14 protein-coding genes are annotated in these 18,086 nt (G+C 67.7%); 8 read left to right on the top strand and 6 right to left on the bottom strand.

Annotated elements, in window-relative coordinates:
* Positions 1 to 84: 84 nt before the first annotated feature.
* The 3 genes from ACFQ36_RS02745 to ACFQ36_RS02735 form a co-directional block, all read right to left on the bottom strand.
* On the bottom strand, positions 85 to 753 hold the full coding sequence (locus ACFQ36_RS02745) for an ABC transporter permease (RefSeq protein WP_377010373.1): 669 nt from the start codon (positions 751 to 753) through the stop codon (positions 85 to 87).
* Between the two features lie 170 nt (positions 754 to 923).
* Entirely contained in the window at positions 924 to 2,231 is a 1,308-nt protein-coding gene (locus tag ACFQ36_RS02740) for an ATP-binding cassette domain-containing protein (RefSeq protein ID WP_377010371.1), read from the bottom strand.
* Positions 2,224 to 2,865: an ABC transporter permease gene (locus ACFQ36_RS02735; RefSeq protein ID WP_377010369.1), complete on the bottom strand. Its 642-nt coding sequence runs from the start codon at positions 2,863 to 2,865 to the stop codon at positions 2,224 to 2,226. Before ACFQ36_RS02735 ends, ACFQ36_RS02740 begins: the two co-directional genes overlap by 8 nt.
* Positions 2,866 to 3,270: 405 nt before the next feature.
* Between ACFQ36_RS02735 and ACFQ36_RS02730 the strand changes: the two genes are divergently transcribed.
* The 4 genes from ACFQ36_RS02730 to ACFQ36_RS02715 all read left to right on the top strand — a co-directional run bounded on the left by ACFQ36_RS02730 (position 3,271) and on the right by ACFQ36_RS02715 (position 7,993).
* A complete protein-coding gene (locus ACFQ36_RS02730; protein WP_377010367.1) occupies positions 3,271 to 3,891 on the top strand; it encodes an L-threonylcarbamoyladenylate synthase in 621 nt (206 codons plus the stop codon).
* Between the two features lie 83 nt (positions 3,892 to 3,974).
* Positions 3,975 to 4,433, top strand: coding sequence for a hypothetical protein (locus tag ACFQ36_RS02725; protein ID WP_377010365.1), 459 nt, complete (start codon positions 3,975 to 3,977; stop codon positions 4,431 to 4,433).
* Positions 4,434 to 4,469: 36 nt separating this feature from the next.
* The gene (locus tag ACFQ36_RS02720; protein WP_377010363.1) at positions 4,470 to 6,365 is read left to right on the top strand and encodes a peroxidase family protein; all 1,896 of its coding nucleotides are present in this window, start codon (positions 4,470 to 4,472) and stop codon (positions 6,363 to 6,365) included.
* Positions 6,366 to 6,418: 53 nt separating this feature from the next.
* Positions 6,419 to 7,993, top strand: a complete 1,575-nt coding sequence (locus tag ACFQ36_RS02715) for an esterase/lipase family protein (protein WP_377010361.1) — start codon at positions 6,419 to 6,421, stop codon at positions 7,991 to 7,993.
* 11 nt (positions 7,994 to 8,004) lie between these two features.
* On the opposite strand, the gene ACFQ36_RS02710 is transcribed toward ACFQ36_RS02715, so the two are convergent.
* Positions 8,005 to 8,493: a hypothetical protein gene (locus ACFQ36_RS02710; protein WP_377010359.1), complete on the bottom strand. Its 489-nt coding sequence runs from the start codon at positions 8,491 to 8,493 to the stop codon at positions 8,005 to 8,007.
* A gap of 53 nt (positions 8,494 to 8,546) precedes the next feature.
* Between ACFQ36_RS02710 and ACFQ36_RS02705 the strand changes: the two genes are divergently transcribed.
* Complete coding sequence (locus tag ACFQ36_RS02705) at positions 8,547 to 8,873, top strand: hypothetical protein (protein ID WP_377010357.1); 327 nt, start codon at positions 8,547 to 8,549, stop codon at positions 8,871 to 8,873.
* A 440-nt stretch (positions 8,874 to 9,313) separates the two neighbouring features.
* Entirely contained in the window at positions 9,314 to 10,639 is a 1,326-nt protein-coding gene (locus ACFQ36_RS02700) for a right-handed parallel beta-helix repeat-containing protein (RefSeq protein WP_377010354.1), read from the top strand.
* Between the two features lie 23 nt (positions 10,640 to 10,662).
* Here the strand turns inward: ACFQ36_RS02700 and ACFQ36_RS02695 are convergent, their stop codons facing one another.
* Both ACFQ36_RS02695 and ACFQ36_RS02690 read right to left on the bottom strand, forming a co-directional pair.
* Positions 10,663 to 12,837: an elongation factor G-like protein EF-G2 gene (locus tag ACFQ36_RS02695; protein WP_377010352.1), complete on the bottom strand. Its 2,175-nt coding sequence runs from the start codon at positions 12,835 to 12,837 to the stop codon at positions 10,663 to 10,665.
* Positions 12,838 to 12,953: 116 nt separating this feature from the next.
* A complete protein-coding gene (locus tag ACFQ36_RS02690; RefSeq protein ID WP_377010350.1) occupies positions 12,954 to 14,549 on the bottom strand; it encodes a flavin monoamine oxidase family protein in 1,596 nt (531 codons plus the stop codon).
* 681 nt (positions 14,550 to 15,230) lie between these two features.
* Between ACFQ36_RS02690 and ACFQ36_RS02685 the strand changes: the two genes are divergently transcribed.
* Both ACFQ36_RS02685 and ACFQ36_RS02680 read left to right on the top strand, forming a co-directional pair.
* A complete protein-coding gene (locus tag ACFQ36_RS02685; protein ID WP_377010349.1) occupies positions 15,231 to 16,424 on the top strand; it encodes a DUF1611 domain-containing protein in 1,194 nt (397 codons plus the stop codon).
* A 46-nt stretch (positions 16,425 to 16,470) separates the two neighbouring features.
* The gene (locus tag ACFQ36_RS02680; RefSeq protein WP_377010347.1) at positions 16,471 to 18,084 is read left to right on the top strand and encodes an ABC transporter transmembrane domain-containing protein; all 1,614 of its coding nucleotides are present in this window, start codon (positions 16,471 to 16,473) and stop codon (positions 18,082 to 18,084) included.
* The last annotated feature ends 2 nt before the right edge of the window (positions 18,085 to 18,086 follow it).

The following is an 18,086-nucleotide window of genomic DNA, read 5'->3' as shown; positions in this document are numbered from 1 at the left end:
GGCGGCCAGCACGCCTGCGGCGCCGGCCCGCCGGCCGGCGGCCTTGCGGGCTTTTGCCCGCCGGTCCAACAAAGATTCCAACATCTACAGTCCTTTCGGCCGGGCCAGGTGTTCGACGACCCGTCCCGCCCAATCGATGAACAGCGCCAGCAGGGCCACCAGCACGGCCCCGGCCACCAGGACGGCCGGCAGGTTCAGCTGCACCCCCGTGGTGATGAGCACGCCCAGCCCGCCGCCGTTAATGAAGGCGGCCAGGGCGGCGGTCCCCACCAGCAGCACCAGCGCCGTACGGATGCCGGCCAGCATGACCGGCACGGCCATCGGCAGTTCCACCCTGAACAGGACCGCCGCCGCGCTCATTCCCATGCCCCGGCCGGCTTCCACCAGTCGTTGGTCAACATGCTGCAGGCCCACCATGGTGTTCCTCAGCACCGGCAGGACGCTGTACAGGACCAGGGCCAGGACGGCAGCCCAGAACCCGAAGCCCAGCCAGAAGGCGAAGAGCACCACCAGCCCGATTGACGGCGCGGCCTGGCCGATGTTGGCGACCACCAGGACCGGGCCGCTCAGGGAGCGCAGCCGCGGGCGGGTCAGCGCGATGCCCAGCGGAATGGCGATCAGCAGCACAATGACGGCGGCCAGCAGCGTCAGCTTCAGGTGGTCGAGGGTATGGCCCCACAACGCCGCGGGGGCCAGGGTGGTCAGTTCCGTCTGCGACAGGTCCGCGCTCAGCAGCCAGCCGATGAGGGCCAGGAGCGCGACGCCGATGCCCGCGAGCTGGAGGACCAGGCTGCGCCAGGAACGCCGGGCCGTGCCCGCCTCGACGTCCGCTTCCACGGCCGCTGCGGTCCCGGCCTCCAGGGCCTCGTTGTCCGGCTCCTGCGCCTGGGGCGTCGCCACCTGCCCGGCGGATTCGAGGCCTTTCACCGGGCCACCCGTTCCCCGGGGACAGCCGCACCGGACGCCGGGCCGCCGTCGTCCGCCTTGGCCGCTGCGGCCTGGGCCTGGATGCTGCCGGTGTTGATCCCCACCGGCGCGTCCTGCGGCTCGATCGCGGCCAGTTCATGAGCCCTGTTGATGGCATCCATGACCGTCCCGACGTCGATGACGCCCTGGAAGACCTCGCGCCGGCCGGTCACCAGGGCCGCACCGGCGCTGGAGACGAGCATGGTGTCCAGCGCATCGTTGAGCGTGGCGTTGATGCCAACCACCGGCAACTTCGGATCCGGCTCCGCGCTGATGGTCTCCATGCGGCCCAGCTGGCGCCGCGACGGCCACCGGAGGGGCCGGCCGCGCTCGTCAACGACGACGGCGTGCCCGTGCCCGGCGGCGGTGATGCGCGCGAGCACCTCGCTTGCGGACTCCCCCGGCCGTGCGGTAACCGCTGCGGCCAGGTCCACATCGCTCACCCGCGACAGCGACAGCTGCTTCAGCCCCGCGCCGGAACCGATGAAGTTCTCCACGAATTCGTTGGCCGGGTCGGCCAGGATCCGCTCGGGCGTGTCGTACTGGACCAGCCGCGCTCCGGCGTCGAAAACGGCAATCCAGTCCCCCAGCTTCACCGCTTCGTCAAAGTCGTGGGTGACGCAGACAACGGTCTTGTGCAGCTCGGACTGGATCTGCAGCAGCTCGTCCTGCAGGCGCTGGCGGGTGATCGGATCCACCGCGCCGAACGGCTCGTCCATCAGCAGCACCGGCGGGTCCGCAGCCAGCGCCCGCGCCACGCCGACGCGCTGCTGCTGGCCGCCGGACAGCTCCTTGGGGAAACGGTGCCGGTAGACGCCGGGGTCCAGCGAGACCAGTTCCAGCAGCTCGTCCACCCGGGCGGCGATGCGGTGCTTGTCCCAGCCGAGCATTTTCGGCACGATCCCAATGTTGGCCGCCACGCTCATGTGCGGGAAGAGGCCGCCGGCCTGGATGACGTAGCCGATCTTGCGGCGGAGGTCGTCGCCGTCCTTGCGGGTGACGTCCTCACCGTTGATGATGATGCTGCCTTCGGTGGGCTCGATCAGCCGGTTGATCATCTTCAGCGTCGTGGTTTTGCCGCAGCCGGACGGGCCGACGAACATCACCATTTTTCCGGCCGGAATTTCCAGCGTGAGGCCGTCGACGGCGGGCCGTTTCTGGCCCGGGTAGCGCTTGGTGACCTGGTCCAGCAGGATGCTGGCACCGGTCACGCCCTCCGGATGCCCGGATGCGGCGAGAGGGGAAAGGGTTGCGGATTCAGACACGGATACCTCGCGGGGTTGTCAGCCGGCCGAGGCCGACCAGGAGCAGATCAAGAATGAGGGCAAGGATGACGACGCCGACGACGCCGGTCACCACGGATTCGAGTGAATTGGCCCCTCCCAGCCGGGACAGGCCGGAGAAGATGAAGCCGCCGAGCCCGGGGCCCAGGGCGTAGGCGGTAATGGCGGCGATGCCCATCACCATCTGGGCCGAGACACGCACGCCGGCGAGGATGACCGGCCAGGCCATGGGCAGTTCCACTTGGAACAGGGTGCGCAGCCGGCTCATGCCGATGCCGCGGGCCGCTTCGACGACGGTAGGGCTGATCCCGGACAGGCCGACGACGGCATTGCGCAGGATCGGCAGCGCCGAATAGAAGGCGGTGACGATCACCGCCTGCGCCACGCCGAAGCCGAAGGGGGCAACCAGCAGCCCGATCAGGGCGAAGGAAGGGATGGTCAGTCCGATGGCGGACACGGAATTGGCTGCGGATACCAGCGACTTGTTCCGGTACACCAGGGTGGCGATCAGCACCGCCAGGATGGTGGCCAGGATCAGGCACTGCGCGACAAGGCTGAAGTGCTGCCAGCCGGCGAACAGGATCTGTCTGAACCTGCCCGATAGGAAATCCACCACAAATAAGCTCTCTTCCTCACTAGTTACGTATCCATTCCGGTGGTGTCCGAAGCGGTTGCCGGCAGCCTCTGGCCGTCCAGGGCACCGCACAGCAAACTGCACGGCCAAATGCACGGTGCGCTGCACTGCCCGGGCACCTACGGCCCGTCACGGTAGGGTCCACCGATGGGCGGAGCAGCCGAATAGGCCAAGCATTCCCGCCCTGCTGGGGGTCAATGCGGCTCGAAGGCGCGGTTCCGCCTCGTCATTCACGACGCCGGCGCCGGCATAATATGGGCGAAGGCCCTGAACGATTCTACCCGATGTCCCGGCATGCCCCGCGCGACGGGACGAACCGGCTGTTCCGCGCCTCCTGGCAGGGGCCGCCCCCATGCACGATTTCGCATCGGGCCGTACGCTCTTGGCATGGCCAAGTACTTCGACGTCCACCCGCAGGATCCCCAGCCGCGCACCATCGGCCAGATCGTGAACCTGCTGCAGTCCGGCGGGCTGATCGCTTACCCGACGGACTCCTGCTACGCCCTCGGGGCGCAGTTGGGCAACAAGGACGCGCTGGACCGGATCCGCCTGATCCGCCACCTGGACAGCGGGCACCACTTCACGTTGGTATGCAAGAACTTCGCCCAGCTGGGGCAGTTCGTGAACATCGACAACATGGTGTTTCGCAGTATCAAGGCGGTCACGCCGGGCGCCTACACGTTCATCCTGCCCGCGACGAAAGAGGTGCCGCGCCGGATGCTGCACCCGAAGAAGAAGACCGTCGGCGTGCGCATCCCGGACCACAGGGTCGTGCACGCGCTGCTGGACGCCCTCGGCGAACCGTTGCTGTCCAGCACCCTGCTGCTGCCGGGCGAGGAGGAACCGCTGACCGAGGGCTGGGCAATCAAGGAGCGGCTCGACCACCAGGTGGACGCCGTGGTCGATTCGGGCGACTGCGGCCCGGAACCCACAACCGTGGTGGACTTCTCCAACGGCTACGCGGAGATCGTGCGCCGCGGCATGGGCGACCCTTCCCCATTCGAATAGCGGCGCACCCCCGGTCGCGGCCCGGGTTCATCTGCCCGCGCCCTGATAACACGGCTGTAACGGTCGGGCGGTTGACTGAAGTCGTGAAAGAAACTGCACCGTCCACCGCGGTCGACCGTTTACTGCACACTCCCGGTCCGGAACTCGATGCCCTCTTTCGCCGGTCGCCGTCGGGCCGAATTCCCGTCGGCGACGGTGCCGGAACCGTCATCTTCGCACCGAACTCGCCGGTGGCCACGACAGCGGCCCGACTTGTCCGCCTGCTCGCGTGGCAGGGCAAGGTCTTCGGTCCTGGCACCGGCAGCCTCCGCAACAAGATGGGGCCGCTGGGCACGGAGGCCGTCCCGGCGAGGGTCTACTACGGCACGAGCCGGCTTGACGCCGGGCCGGCCATCATCCTCGACTACAGCCGTTCCGCCCTCGTGGCCCGGCGGATCCGCGACGAGATCCGCGAGGTGGCGCCCGGGGTGTTCCTCGGCATCGCCTATTGGAACAGGCACAAAGTCCTGAGATTCGTCCTGGAGTTCGCCCGCGCCAAGTGAAGCCGGCCGATGCTGCATGCCCTGAGGAGTGTCCCGATGAAGAGTCCCAAGCACGGTTCCCCGGCCCCGGCACGGCCTGAGGCCGCGGACAATCCGCCGGCAAGGGCAGGGCTGCCGGAACCGGCGGGAAGCCGCCACCACACTACCCCTGCCTGGCGGCTGTTCAACGCCCTGGCCCTGGCCGTGGACCGGCGGTTCGGCTGGTATCGGCTGCCCAAGCCGCTGGGCCTGCTGACCCTGGTCGGCGTCCGCAACATCCTGCGGCAGCGCAACCTGTTCGATACGACAAGCCAGCCGCAGCAGAACCCGCCGGCGCCGCGCCCCTATGCGCCGTCGGTGCTCACCGAACGGACGGCGGATGGCAGCTGGAACGACCTCGACCAGCCCGCCATGGGCATGGCCGGTACGCGGTTTGGCCGCAATGTGCCGATCGACAGTACACGTCCCGAACCGCCGGAGCTGCTGCTCCAACCGAATCCCCGTGAAGTCAGCCGCCGGCTCATGACCCGCGACGGCCTCATTCCGGCGACGGCGGGTAATGCCCTTATCGCTGCCTGGCTGCAATTCATGATCCGCGACTGGTTCAGCCACGGCAGCGGCCCGGGGGACAATCCCTGGGTCCTGCCGATCGAGCCGGGCGATGACTGGCCGGCCCCGCCGCTGCTCGTGCCCCGGACTCCGCCCGACCCCACCGTCCCGGCAGGCTCGTCCCCTCCGCCTACCTATATCAACGTGTTGTCCCACTGGTGGGACGGCTCGCAGATCTACGGCGGCAGCCTGGCCGAGCAGGACTTCCTCAGGTCGAAGCACGGCGGAAAACTGCGCCTCGAGAACGGCCTGCAGCCCTTCCCCACGGATCCGGCCGCCAACCCGGTCCTCAAACCTGGATTCTGGCTGGGCACAGCCATGATGCAGACACTCTTCGCGCTCGAACACAACGCCGTCTGCGAGCGCCTCGCCGCCGCCTATCCGGCGTGGAACGACGAACAGCTGTTCCAGCGCGGCCGGCTGATCACGGCGGCGCTGCTGGCCAAGATCCATACCGTCGAGTGGACACCGGCGGTCGTTGCGCACCCCACCTCGGTGACGGCCCTGCACGCCAACTGGTACGGGCTGGCAGGCCGCCGCCTGCACGACGTCTTCGGGCGGATCAGCCCGAACGAAATCGTCAGCGGTATTCCGGGCTCGCAGACACAGCACTACGGCGTTCCCTACGCACTGACGGAGGAGTTCGTGGCGGTGTACCGGATGCACCCCCTGATCCCGGACAGCTTCGACTTCAGGACGGCGGCCGGCGATACCGCCACGCTGGGCCCGAGGACGTTTAAGCAGCTGACCGGGCCTGCCGCCGCCGACCTGCTCCGCGACCACAAGCTGGCCGACCTGCTCTACACCTTCGGCACCATGAACCCCGGCCTGGTCACCCTGCACAACTATCCCAAGCACCTGCAGACTTTCCGCCGTCCCGACGGCCGGCTTATGGACCTGGCCGCAACGGACATCCTGCGCAGCCGCGAACTCGGAGTTCCCCGTTACACCGCATTCCGGCGCCTGCTCCACCTGCCGGTCCCCCGGACCTTCGCGGAGCTCACCGACAACCCGGACTGGGCCCGTGAACTCAGTGACGTGTACCGCGGAGACATCGACCGGGTCGACCTGCTCACCGGCATGTTCGCCGAACCGCGTCCCCGCGGATTCGCCTTCAGCGACACCGCCTTCCGGATCTTCATCCTGATGGCATCGCGGCGGCTGAACAGTGACAGGTTCTTCACCCGCGACTTCACCCCGGCCGTCTACACCACCGAAGGAATGCACTGGATCCACGAGAACACCATGGGCACCGTCCTGCTCCGGCACTGCCCGGAACTGGCGCCCGCGCTCCGGTCCGCAGACAACGCCTTCGCCCTGTGGCCGCGCTCCGGCCCGAGATAAGCGGCTGCCGGTGATCTGCCTGAACCGTACCGACAGCCCGAAAGGTCAGCGACATGTCCTATCCAGACGATGGCAGGCTTCCGATTATCTACGTGCGAGGCTTTGCCGGCGGCACCTCCGCCATCAATACCGCCGTCGACGATCCGTTCTACGGCTTCAGCCAGGGCTCGGTCCATGTGCGGGCGGACGGCCGTGGCGAGCCCCGGTTCCACCAGTTCGAATCCCCGATGCTGCGCCTCATTACCGACCAGGGATACCAGGTCCCTGTCTACGGCGACCAGCGCGTCTTTTTGAACCAGGCCGACCCGGGCACCGTGGACGCGGCCACCGTGTGGATCCACCGCTTCTACGATGTCTCGGCCTCCACCTTTGCGGAAAAGCCTTCGGACTTCTCCCTCGAGAAGGCCGCACAAGACCTGTTCGACCTGATCCAGGTCGTGCGGGAAAAAACAGGCGCGCCCAAGGTCTTCCTCGTGGCACACTCCATGGGCGGCCTGATCTGCCGGTCGGTCCTTCAGCGCATCATCCCCGAAGCCACGGCCGCCGGCGGCCGCGTCGACCCGGCCGCCGCGACGAACTACGTGGAACGCGTCTTCACCTACGCCACACCGCACGGCGGAATCGGCTTTGCCGTGGGCTTCGGGCTGTTGGAGCGTATCCGCGACGCGACAGGATTCCAAGGTGCGGACATTTTCGGCCCCGACAGGATGTACCAGTACCTCACCCCGGGCGCAGCGCCGCAGTCCGAGTCGCCGCGCTCGTTCGACGCCACCGTCATGCCCGAGGACGGCTTCCCGGTGGACCGGCTCTTCTGCCTGGTCGGATCCAATCCCGCCGATTACGACGTCGCCATTGGACTGGCGTCCAATACAGTGGGTGCGCGCAGTGACGGCCTGGTGCAGATCGAGAACGCTGCGGTCAAGGAGGCCCATCGGGCCATTGTCCACCGCAGCCACAGCGGACGATATGGCATCGTCAATTCCGAAGAAGGTTACCAGAACCTGCAACGCTTCCTCTTCGGAGACTTGGAAGTCAAAGTCGAGATGGTCGGCTTCGATGTCGGCAGGGACGCCCCGAAAAACGTCGAATTCCAGCTGGATGTCGGATTGGCCATCCGGGGACTGCCGGTGCTGGTCCACGAACAGAGCGCAGCGCATCACTGTCCGGTCCTGGTGGAACGCCGTTCAGACAGCGACTCCGTGGACACCCCCCGGCCGCTGTTCACCACCTTCCTCTCCTCGAAGGCACCCCGGCCGATGAGCGGCCGCAAGCCGGTGCCCACGCTCCGGCATGCGCTCAGGCTCAGGCTGCTCTCGATCCGCGAAGAGCGGGGCGTGTTCTTTTTTGCCGACCACCTGGAGCAGACCGAGGACTGGCAGGACGCGCTCCTGGTCGACATTCAACCCGGCAGCGCAAAGAACCTCCCCCGCGCCTGGGCCGTATGGAAGAGTTCAATCCCGACGGCAATCCGCGACTGGCATCCGGGCAAGGCGGATGCGCTGGCGGATCTGGACGGCGCACCCGAACACTGGCGCGGCGAAATCAAGGTACCGAAGATTGCCCGCCGGCTGCTGGGCGAGCAGGCCCGCATCCGGCTCACCGTCACTCCCCGGAAGATTTCCGTCTGACGGACCACGCGTCACGCGCTCACCTGGTGGGCTTTCCCGGCGACTTGTTTCAGCACCGTGTCTGCCTGCCGGTCAATCAGACCTGTCACCAGTTGCTGTGCCGCTCCGAAGACAACTGCCCAGGCGAGAATTTGGGCAGAACTGTCAAGGTTGCTCAAAGCGGGCACAAACTGTCCGCGCATCAGCAGCAGGCCCAGGACAGCAGTCAGTGCCCCCGTCGGCAATTTGAGCACGGCAAGGGCCACCAGCAGTCCCAGCCGTGTGGAAGTACCGCTGAAGTGAGGCAGTGACAGTGAGCCGGAGACAGCGCCCGCCACCATGCCGATGAATCCCAGCAGGAAGATGTCGCCGCCCAAGGCCCGGTTTTCGACAGCGCAGACTGGAACCGCCGCAGGCTTGAAGCAGATGCCCAGGTCACCCGGCCGGAGGACGCCCCCTACCCCGGCTCCCACGGCTATCAGCGTCAACAGGACGGCGGCCGCCGCCAGAGCGTTCCGCAAGCTTCGCACCGGGTGAATTCCCTTCGCGCCTCGGAGCTGGCGGCCCGCACGCCTTGGATGATCAGTTCCCTGTCAGCTTCGCCGAAGTCATCCAGGCCGGTGCGGTCGAACACCTGCTGGACGCGTATCCGGCGGGGATCGTCGGGAGGAAGGTGCTGGCGGACATGCGCCCACAAGTGCGGCAGCTGACCGTGCAGGTATTGAAGCGGCGACCGCCGGAGCAGTCCCGCTTCGGCGGCATCGAGATTGCTCATCGCGCGCTCTATGACTGCCCCGTTCCGCGGATCCCACCAGTGGGAATTGTTTTTTGCCGCAACAGCGGCCTCCTCGAGGTGTTCCCGGACGGCCGCTTCCAAGGCTTGATCCGCAAGGCCTGCTGAAGGGGAAGCGCCCCGGCCGCCTCGCATCGGAACCAGTCGCACAGTGTCCTCATCTCGGCGATCCGGGCAAGCGCTCGTTCCCGCCGGGCCCTATTGGTTTGCTTTCCAAAGGGAAAAGGAAACTTGGCTCCTTGCCGCGAATTCGGAGTTATTGCGCTCCCGGCCATTGCGTCCACCTCGACTGCGTCAAAAGCACGTCCGCCGTGCAGCGGCGGCAACCTGCGGATCGTGCGCACCAGTTCGAAAATCATGAAATTGAAACGTTATATCGGCGTTACTTTCACGTTTTGCGGATCCGTTTTCCCTGCCCTGCGAAGGAAAATCCGGCCCTCTCTGCAGACTCTTTCGCCGTACGTCACTATCCTTGGCGTACCTGCTGCATTTGCGCCCGCAAGGCGGCGTCGGTCCCGGCACCTGTACGTGAAAGGAATAAATACGGAATGACCTTCGCGCCACGTTTTGCCTGGGCCGATGAAGAAATACCCGGCGTCGGCCAAGGCGGCGATGACACGGCCGCCATCCAGGCAGCCGTCGACGCCGCTCCCAGCGGAGCGAAGCTGCGGCTGCCGTCCGGATTGACGTGCAACGTCACGGGATACGTGAACATTTCCAAGCCGTTGACCGTTTTGGGCGGGAAAATCCAGGCAGGCCCGGCGAACCAAATATTCAACATCACCGCCGGCGACGTCCACCTGGAAGGGATCGAACTGGCCGGTGCCGGAGAGGCCGGAGCTTACACCATCGGGAACAACCTGATCAATGCGGTTGGCAGCGAACAGGACCCCCTCGGCGGCCTCACCATCACCGGCTGCCGGCTGCACGATACGAGCGGCGAGGCAATGCGCCTGACGTGGCTGCGGAACGCAGACGTGGCCCAAAACCTCATCGAAGGGGTGCGCTACGCCGGGATCATGGCGGTCTCGATGAAAGACAGCCGGATCCACGACAACGTGGTGCGGGACGCTTTCGCCCACGGCGGCGTTGTCGCCAACAGCTACGGCATTGCCCTGACCGACCTCGGCAACTACGAGGCAGCCCGCTCCGAACGCGTGAGCGTAGCCGGCAACGTCATCCTGAACTTTACCGAATGGGCCGGGTTCGATACCCATGGCGGGAAAGCCCTGGCCGTTTCACACAATGTCGTGGCCAACTGCAAGCAGGGGCTCGCAATCGTCCTGGGCAAAAGCGCCAGGGTGGTGCCGCCGCAGGACGTGGTTGTTTCCGGGAATTACATAGACGGCGCGGGCATCGCCGGCGGCTACGGCATATCCCTTTTTGGCAAGAGCGACACTGTCCAGGGCTCCGGGACATTCACGGGGAACCGGATCGTCAACTGCGCCGAGCCTTGGAGGACGGACCCGCAGCCAGCCTACCTGGACTGGGAGAATTCGTCCTGGGCCGGCAATACCCCGGAGTTCTACAACAGGAGCGAAGATTGGCGGCATTTCGCCGTTCCGGCCGGCGGCCTTTCACCGCATCCCGCCGCCCCTCCGCAGTACCGGAAGATCGGCCGGCAGGTGTTCCTGCGCGGAGCATTCTTCCGTACCGGGGGCGGAAGCTTTTCGGCCAACACCACCTACAGCATTCCCGGCGTCCTGCCCGCCGGGTACCGGCCTGTCCAGGATTCCAGGCCCGCCGCCGGCGGCACCACCGCCCAGAACTCGTCCATGGCGCTCATCCAGCCCAGCGGCCAGGTGCGCATCCGCACCGGCAGCTCCCCCAACGGCGAGATCTGGATTGACGGCGTCAGCTGGTTCGTGGACTAAGGCGGAGCGCGGAAGACGCGGGGCTACGATTTCACCGCGGCAGAGGCAGCGCTTGAGGGGACCGGGTCGTGCCGCAGGTAGCTGCGGCGGAAGCGGCCGGTCCCCGCGGTCAGCGCCCGCAGCTCGACGGCGTAGCGCAGCAGTTCCGACTCCGGCACCTCGGCACTGATCTCGGTAAGGTCCCCACCGGCCGACGTCGTTCCGGTCAGGCGCCCCCGGCGGGAGGACAAATCGCTCATCACCGGGCCCACGTAGTCGTCGGGGACGCTGATGGTCACCGCCGCGATAGGTTCCAGCAGCTGAATGCGAGCCGCCGCGGCGGCTTCGCGCAGCGCCAGCGCACCGGCCGCCTGGAACGCGGCGTCGGAGGAGTCCACGCTGTGGGCCTTGCCGCCGACCAGCGTCACCCGGATGTCCACCACCGGAAAACCGGCCGCCACCCCCTTCTGCATCTGGGTCCGGACCCCTTTCTCGACCGAGAGGATGAAGGGTCCGGGAATCACCCCGCCGACGATTCTGTCGACGAACTCGAACCCCGCCCCGCGTTCGAGCGGTTCGACCTCGATATCGCAGATGGCGTACTGGCCGTGGCCCCCGGACTGCTTCACGTACCGCCCGTGGCCGGCCGCCGGCACCGCGAACGTCTCCCGCAGCGGCGTGATCACCTCGACGGTCTGCAGCTTCACGCCCTGCTCCCGCAACTTGTCCAGCACCACCTCCGCGTGGGCTTCGCCCATGCACCACAGGATCAGCTGGTGGGTTTCGGCATTGCGTTCCACCCGCAGCGTCGGGTCGCCCGCGGCCACTTTCGCCAGGCTCTTGGCCAGGGCGTCTTCATCGCCGTGCGAGGCCGCCTCGACCGCCACCGGCATCAGCGGCTCGGGCATCTCCCAGGTCCCCACCAGCAGCGGGGTCTCGCGGCCGGACACGGTGTCCCCCGTTTCGGCGCTGCCCAGCTTGGTGATGGCGCATATGTCCCCGGCCACGCAGTACGGTACCGGCCGCAGCCCTGCCCCCAGCGGGGATTGCAGGTGCGTGATCCGCTCGTCGTTGTCGTGGTCGGGATGGCCCCGGTCCGCCAACCCGTGCCCGCCCACGTGCACGGCCATGTCCTCGCGCAGGGTGCCGGAGAATACCCGCACCAGGCAGACCCGGCCGAGGAACGGATCCACCGTGGTGCGCACCACCTCGGCAACGAGAGGCCCCGCCGGATCGCAGGCCAGGGGCCCGCCGGGCTTCCCGTCGATGTCCGTCACCGCGGGCAGGTCGCGCTCGAGCGGCGACGGAAACGCGCGGGTGAGCATCTGCAGCAGTTCGGCCATGCCGACGCCGGTCTCCGCCGACGTGGCCATCACCGGAAAGAAGGAGCCACGCGCGACGGCTTTCTCCAAGTCGCCGACCAGGATGTCGAACGCGATCTGCTCGCCGCCGAGATAGCGGTCCATCAGCGTCTCGTCCTCGCTCTCGGCGATGATCCCTTCGATCAGTGTGCCGCGGGCGGACTCCGCGGCGGCCAGTTCGCCGGCGTCCGCCCGCCGTTCGGCCGGCCGCGGATCCCCCGCGGCGTAGTCCGATACGGTCCCCGACAGCAGTCCCGTCAGCCCCGTGACGGACCCGCCGGTGCGCACCGGAAGGTACAGCGGCAGCACCGAGTCGCCGAAGGCACGCTGGCAGGCGGCGAGGACGCCGTCGTAATCCGCCCGCGGATGGTCCAGCCGGCTGATCACCACCGCCCGCGGCATCCCGACCCGCTCGCACTCGCCCCACAAGGCGGTGGTCGCCGCATCGACGCCGTCCACGGCCGAGACCACGAACAACGCCGCATCCGCGGCACGCAGGCCGGCCCGCAGTTCACCGATGAAGTCCGCGTATCCGGGTGTGTCCAGCAGGTTCACCTTGACCTCGTCGAGCGCCAGCGGCACCACCGAGAGCGTTACGGAACGCTGCTGGCGGATTTCGGACGGATCCGAATCGCTCACCGTCGTGCCCTCGGCGATCGAGCCCATGCGCGTGATGGCACCGGTTGCGGCCAGCAGCGCCTCGACCAGCAGCGTCTTGCCCGCGCCCGAGCGGCCCACCAGCGCCACATTGCGGATCTTCTCCGGCCGGTCCGCCGGCACGGCCGCGTCGGCCCGCTTGGCATCCGGACTTCCCCGGCCCGACCCCTTCGCCGGTCCGGCCATGCCTTTCACCGCCATGCGCACCTCCTGGCATCGTCGCCATCATCCCCGCGGTCCTTGTTATCAGATTCGACACCCTGGGACGGCCGTACGGCAAGGGCCCGCCTCCGGGAACCGGCGTGGCTGCCCATGGATCAGCCCTCCCTGACCCGGCGGTGCAGGGACGTAACGGTCGCCCGGGCCGAAACCATGGCACCGTGTTGCCAGCCAATCGTGTGGCTCAGGTGGTCGCCCGCGAAGTAGATGTTTCCCGCCGGTTCCAGCAGTTCCTTGTACCTCGGGTCCGTCTGCGAGGGCCAGTCGACCCAGGCGCCTTCGCTGTGCTCGATGCTGGCCCAGTCCACCGAGAAGGCCGCCTGGACGTCCCGGGCGTAGCCGGGTCCGTGGACCTGTGCGCCCAGTTCCAAGGCCCTGGCCAGCCGTGCGTCAGGGTGCAGGGCACCGAACCTGCGGGCCTGCTCATCCTGGTTGTAGTAGCCGATCAGCGTCCCGCGTTCCCCGTGGTAACCGCTGGACGGGTACCAGATGTTCTCCAGGTCGGTGTCGGTGCTGGTGATGCCGCCGTAGATGCGGTGGTCCAGTTCCCACCAGCGCCGGCCGTACTCGATGCCCATCTTGCCGGCGTCGCCGGGCTCGGCATACTCCAGCGCCGCCGTCGTTGCGGCCGGCAGGTTGCCCGGGACCTTGGCTGCGATGTGCGGAGGCAGCGTGCAGATGGCGAAGTCCGCCTCCAACCGCCTGGTTTTCCGGCCCGGACCGGTGTAGTCCACTACGACGCCGGAGGAAGTGTTGCGCATCCCGAGCACCTTGGCGCCGTACCTGATTTTGTCCCGGCCGATCGCCTTCTCGAAGGCGTAGGGAATGCGGTCCATGCCGCCCACCGGCTGGAACATCATCATGGCCTGGTCCCATTCGAACTCGAAGGAGAAGTAGTTGCCCACCCCGCTGGCCAGGACGTCGCTCAGCGGGTACGGCGGCAGCGGGATGCCTTCCTCCAGGCCGGCGCCGGGCGGTGTCGCGTAGCCGCGGCGGTCACTTCCGGTGTACCTGAAGCTTGCGGCGGCATCGCCGGGCACCTTCGGCCCGATGTCGCCGAAGTCTTCCAGGAAGTCGATCAGCGCTTCCTTGTCCGAGGGGGTCAGGTAACCGTCCAGGGCTCCCTGGTCCGTGGCCTTGGCCAGCAGCTCGGAAACGTAGCCGTACACGTCGGCTTTGGCAGTGCGGTGCCGCACCGTCGTGTTGGACAGGGCCGTAGGGCCCTCACGGTAGAGGTAGGCGTCGGCGTTCTGGTTCGCGAACGCCTCGATCGGGACGCCGAGCTCGCGGCAGTAGTCCAGCGTTACATGGTGCTGCGGGATCCGGGCGGGGCCGGCATTCATATACTCGCCCCGGGAGAACCTCGCCGCCTGGGTGATCCCCTTCAGGTCCGTCTCCACCGTTCCGCCCCGGACCGTCCAGTTCCGGCCCCCCGGCCTGTTGCGGGCCTCGAGGACGGTCACCTTGTAGCCGCCCTTCCGCAGTTCGTAGGCGGCCGTCAGCCCGGCAATACCGCCGCCGAGCACGACGACGCTCCTCGGGCGGCCGTTGAGGTCCCCCGCACGCGGCGGCACATAATCCGGCGCCTGCGCCGCCGCAGGAACCAGGCCCAGCGCGGCCATGGTGCCGTACATGACGCCGGCACCTCCCGCGATGCCTACCTTCCTCAGGAAATCGCGGCGGGTATCAGGCATGTCCATCTCCTGAACAGTCGTGCGGCCGGATGGCACCGGAACCGGTCCCCGTTCCTGCGTGTCACCGTAGGGTAGCCCAATTTTCCTTCGGGCGCCGCAGCGATTTCGGGCCGGAGACCCGCCGCCGCCCATGCCGGCTTCCAGTACCCGCGGATTCGCTTGGAATCCGGCGTCCTGCGGACTTGGATGCATCTTTTATGGATCCGGTTGCGGGGTGGACTTCTGGCGCGGATCCGTCGAAAATGGTTCACGAACCCGGTCCGATGGGTTTCATGGAATCCCGAACCACGCATCCGGCGTGCGTCATCGGCCCGGTTTCTGCGTCGCGGTGTTGACGGTGCTGATAAAGGGGCACAGGCCTGATCTCCTCGACGAATGTGCCCCCGGGGCGGGCCGCTTCGATGACGTGTGACTCCATGAAGTGAAAGGCATCGGCCCTTCCCCTCGGTGGTATCCATCCTTTGCGTGCCGGCTCCCGGCGCAGGCACTGGGGCAAGAAACAGGAGTAGAAGGCAGCCGAAATTCCGACCTTGGCATGGGGCTTTTTCCGGCGGGCGGGAGCATCCCGCAGCTGCCGGTGGGATGCACGCCCAACCGTCCGGTGCACGGTGCGCCATTGGCCGATAAGTACCTGGCGTTGCAGGTGCCGTAGGGCGATGGCTGCAGCATTGGAGCAGACTAATGGCGCAGACCCTCAACCCCTTGGATGTTGCCGCGGGCCGGTCCGGGATGGCGCCGGACGCTCCGGTCCGGCTGGAGCCGGTGCCGCCGCGGCGCCTCTATCGCGCCAAGAAAGCGTACACCACACGCTTTTTGGCCGAACGTCTGAACCATTCGGCCGAAGGGTTCTTCCTGCAGGTCGGAACCGGCGTGGTGCCCGAATCGGGGGACGTGGTCCTGGCACGGGTTGTCAGGATCGGGCAGCATCCCAAGCTGGAAAGCCCGGCCTCCCGCCGGCAGGCCCTGTTCATCGGTGACGAGATTCTGGTGCCCTACGGCAACCGCTACGCCGCGGACCAGTTCCTGGCCAAGGTGCCTGCAGGCCTGGATCCGTGCCACCTCATCGCAGCCGGCGGAGTAGCCGGCCTGGTGGTCGCCCAGCATGCCTCGATGGGCCAGCCCACCCAGATCGTCCCGGTCGGCCTGCTCGCCGATGGAGCAGGGGTCCTCAATCTCAGCCGCCTGGCTCCGCACCGGCTTGGCCAGGCAGTTGCCGGCGCGGACCGGGAAGCCGCCTTCCTGCACCGGCCGCCGGTGATTGCCGTGCTGGGGACATCCATGAACTCGGGCAAATCCACGGTGCTCAGTTGCCTGGTCAAAGGACTCTCCGCAGCGGGCATGACCGTCGCGGCAGCCAAGGCCACGGGGACGGGGTCAGGCAATGATCCCGGAATGTACGTGGATGCCGGTGCGGCCCGGGTCCTGGACTTCACCGACTTCGGCATTCCGACCACGTTCGAACTGGACTACGGCAGCCTGCAGGCGGTGTTCACCGGTCTGGTCGCTGCCCTCACCGATGCGGATACGAACGTGGTCCTCGTTGAGATCGCCGACGGCGTATACCAGGGCGAAACCAGCCGGCTGCTTGCCGACCCGCTCTTCCGGGCCGTCGTCGACCGGGTGGTCTTTACCGCCGCCGATGCCCTCGGCGCCACCGCCGGCCTGCAGGTTCTCCGGGCCGCGGATATCCAGGTCACGGCAGTTTCCGGTGTCCTGACCTCCTCGCCGCTGGCAGTCCGGGAAGCGGCGGAAGCCATCGACATTCCCGTCCTGGAGACCGTCGCCCTGTGCGAGCCCTCAGTGGCGATGGCTTTGCTGCCTCAGGAACAAGGCCGGCTCCACTTCGACGATGACCACAACAAGACCGGACGATAGCACGGCCGGACTGCCCAAGCTCCTGCTTGGACCGCGGCGGAAGCTGATGGGGCTCCTCATCGGGACGGGCCTGGGCATGGCAGCCCTCTCCGGTGCCAGCGCGTTCCTGATGGCCCATCTGCTCAGGGCCGCCGACAGCCAGGCTCGTGTCTCCGCGGTGGCGGGTCTGCTGGCAGCGGCCGGCGGCATCGGTGCCGGCCGCGTCGCCGAGCGTGTGCTGGCCGAACGGCTGGGCCAGCACTACGTACAGGAACTGCGCACCGGCCTGATGGCCGCGGTCCTGGCCGGCGGACACGGACCGTCCGTGGGGATAACGATCGCCCGGATCACCAATGACCTCACCAGCGTCAGGAACTGGATCTCCATGGGTATCGCGCCGCTGGCGGTGGGCATACCGCTGATCGTCGGCACGACCGTCGCACTCTGGCTCCTGTCGCCGGCGCTGGCGATGGCGATGGCGCTGCCGCTGTGTATTCTCAGCCTGGCGCTGGCCCTGCTCGCGCGCCCGGCCTATGCCACGGCCAGGGCATTGCGCAAAAAGCGCGGCCGGCTGGCCGCGCAGGTCTCCGACACGGTGGCGGCCGCGGTCATGATCAGGGCCGCCGGCGGCGAACGGCGGGAAGTCCAGCAGATCGGGAAGCTCGGCGGCGAAGTAGCCGCAGCCGCCATCGGCCGGGCCCGGGTGGGAGGATACATCCGCGCCTCCGCCGGTGTCAGCGCAGCAGTGACGGCGATCATCGTCGCCGCCACGGGTTCCTGGCTGTCCATCCACACCGCCACAACGGCCGCCGCGCTGACCCTTGTCGGCCTGCTGGCCTCCCACGTCAACGATCTGGGACGCGTGGCAGAGTACCGCCAGACATTCAACGCGGCGAAACGTATGATCGGCCCCGCCCTGGTACCGGCGGCATCGGCCGCACCGGCAACGCAGGACCGGCTGCAGACACCCGAAGATACCCCCGCCCCGGACGGCCAGACCACGGCGGGGCCGGAGGATTCCAATGGCGTCACCGTGCGGATCTCGGGCCTGCACCTGAACGGGAACCGGCCGGTGCCGGATCTGGCCGCCCGGCCGGGAGACCGGATCGTCCTCAAGACCTCGGACCCCGGTGAATCCACCGAACTGTTTGAACTGCTGCTGGCGCTGCGTGCGGACACAGAGCTGAGCACCTGGGTGGCGGGCCGCGAGCTGCGTTCGGCCACCGGTTCCGAACGCCGTCGACTGGCAGGCTACGCCGCCAAGGGAGCCTTCACGGAGCGCGGCACCATTGCCCGTGCCGTCCGCTACCGCCGCCCGGACCTGGCCAGGGAGGAGACCGCCGGGGCGCTGGCCCGTGTTGAGCTGAGCGGCCGGGTAGCGCGGTTGCCGGAGGGCGAGCAGACCACGCTGCGCCGTGGCGGCGAACCACTGTCGGTGTCGGACCGGGCCAGGCTGCAGCTTGCACGCGCCACCCTCGGCGACCCGCCGTTGCTGCTCCTGGACCACATTGACTTCGACCTGGGGCCGGAGGGGTGCGGGGTACTCGCCAAAATCCTCAGGTCCTATCCGGGCGTGGCGATCATTGCGTCGGACCACCCCGAGCAGTTCCTGCCCGAGTACACGGTCTGGGACCTGCGCCGGCCGAATGGCCCAGGCGGCGTGCCTCTCCGGCATGATTGAGG

Source organism: Arthrobacter sp. GCM10027362, from assembly GCF_042679445.1.
GTDB lineage: Bacteria > Actinomycetota > Actinomycetes > Actinomycetales > Micrococcaceae > Crystallibacter.
This window is presented reverse-complemented; position numbering and strand designations above follow the sequence as displayed.

What these genes read in the sequence shown, in the direction of transcription:
- ACFQ36_RS02730 (WP_377010367.1), top strand. Translation starts at nt 3,271, where the DNA reads ATGGCCAAGTACTTCGACGTCCACCCGCAGGATCCCCAGCCGCGCACC.
- ACFQ36_RS02720 (WP_377010363.1), top strand. Translation starts at nt 4,470, where the DNA reads ATGAAGAGTCCCAAGCACGGTTCCCCGGCCCCGGCACGGCCTGAGGCC.
- ACFQ36_RS02715 (WP_377010361.1), top strand. Translation starts at nt 6,419, where the DNA reads ATGTCCTATCCAGACGATGGCAGGCTTCCGATTATCTACGTGCGAGGC.
- ACFQ36_RS02700 (WP_377010354.1), top strand. Translation starts at nt 9,314, where the DNA reads ATGACCTTCGCGCCACGTTTTGCCTGGGCCGATGAAGAAATACCCGGC.
- ACFQ36_RS02695 (WP_377010352.1), bottom strand. Translation starts at nt 12,837, where the DNA reads ATGGCGGTGAAAGGCATGGCCGGACCGGCGAAGGGGTCGGGCCGGGGA.
- ACFQ36_RS02690 (WP_377010350.1), bottom strand. Translation starts at nt 14,549, where the DNA reads ATGCCTGATACCCGCCGCGATTTCCTGAGGAAGGTAGGCATCGCGGGA.
- ACFQ36_RS02685 (WP_377010349.1), top strand. Translation starts at nt 15,231, where the DNA reads ATGGCGCAGACCCTCAACCCCTTGGATGTTGCCGCGGGCCGGTCCGGG.
- ACFQ36_RS02680 (WP_377010347.1), top strand. Translation starts at nt 16,471, where the DNA reads ATGGGGCTCCTCATCGGGACGGGCCTGGGCATGGCAGCCCTCTCCGGT.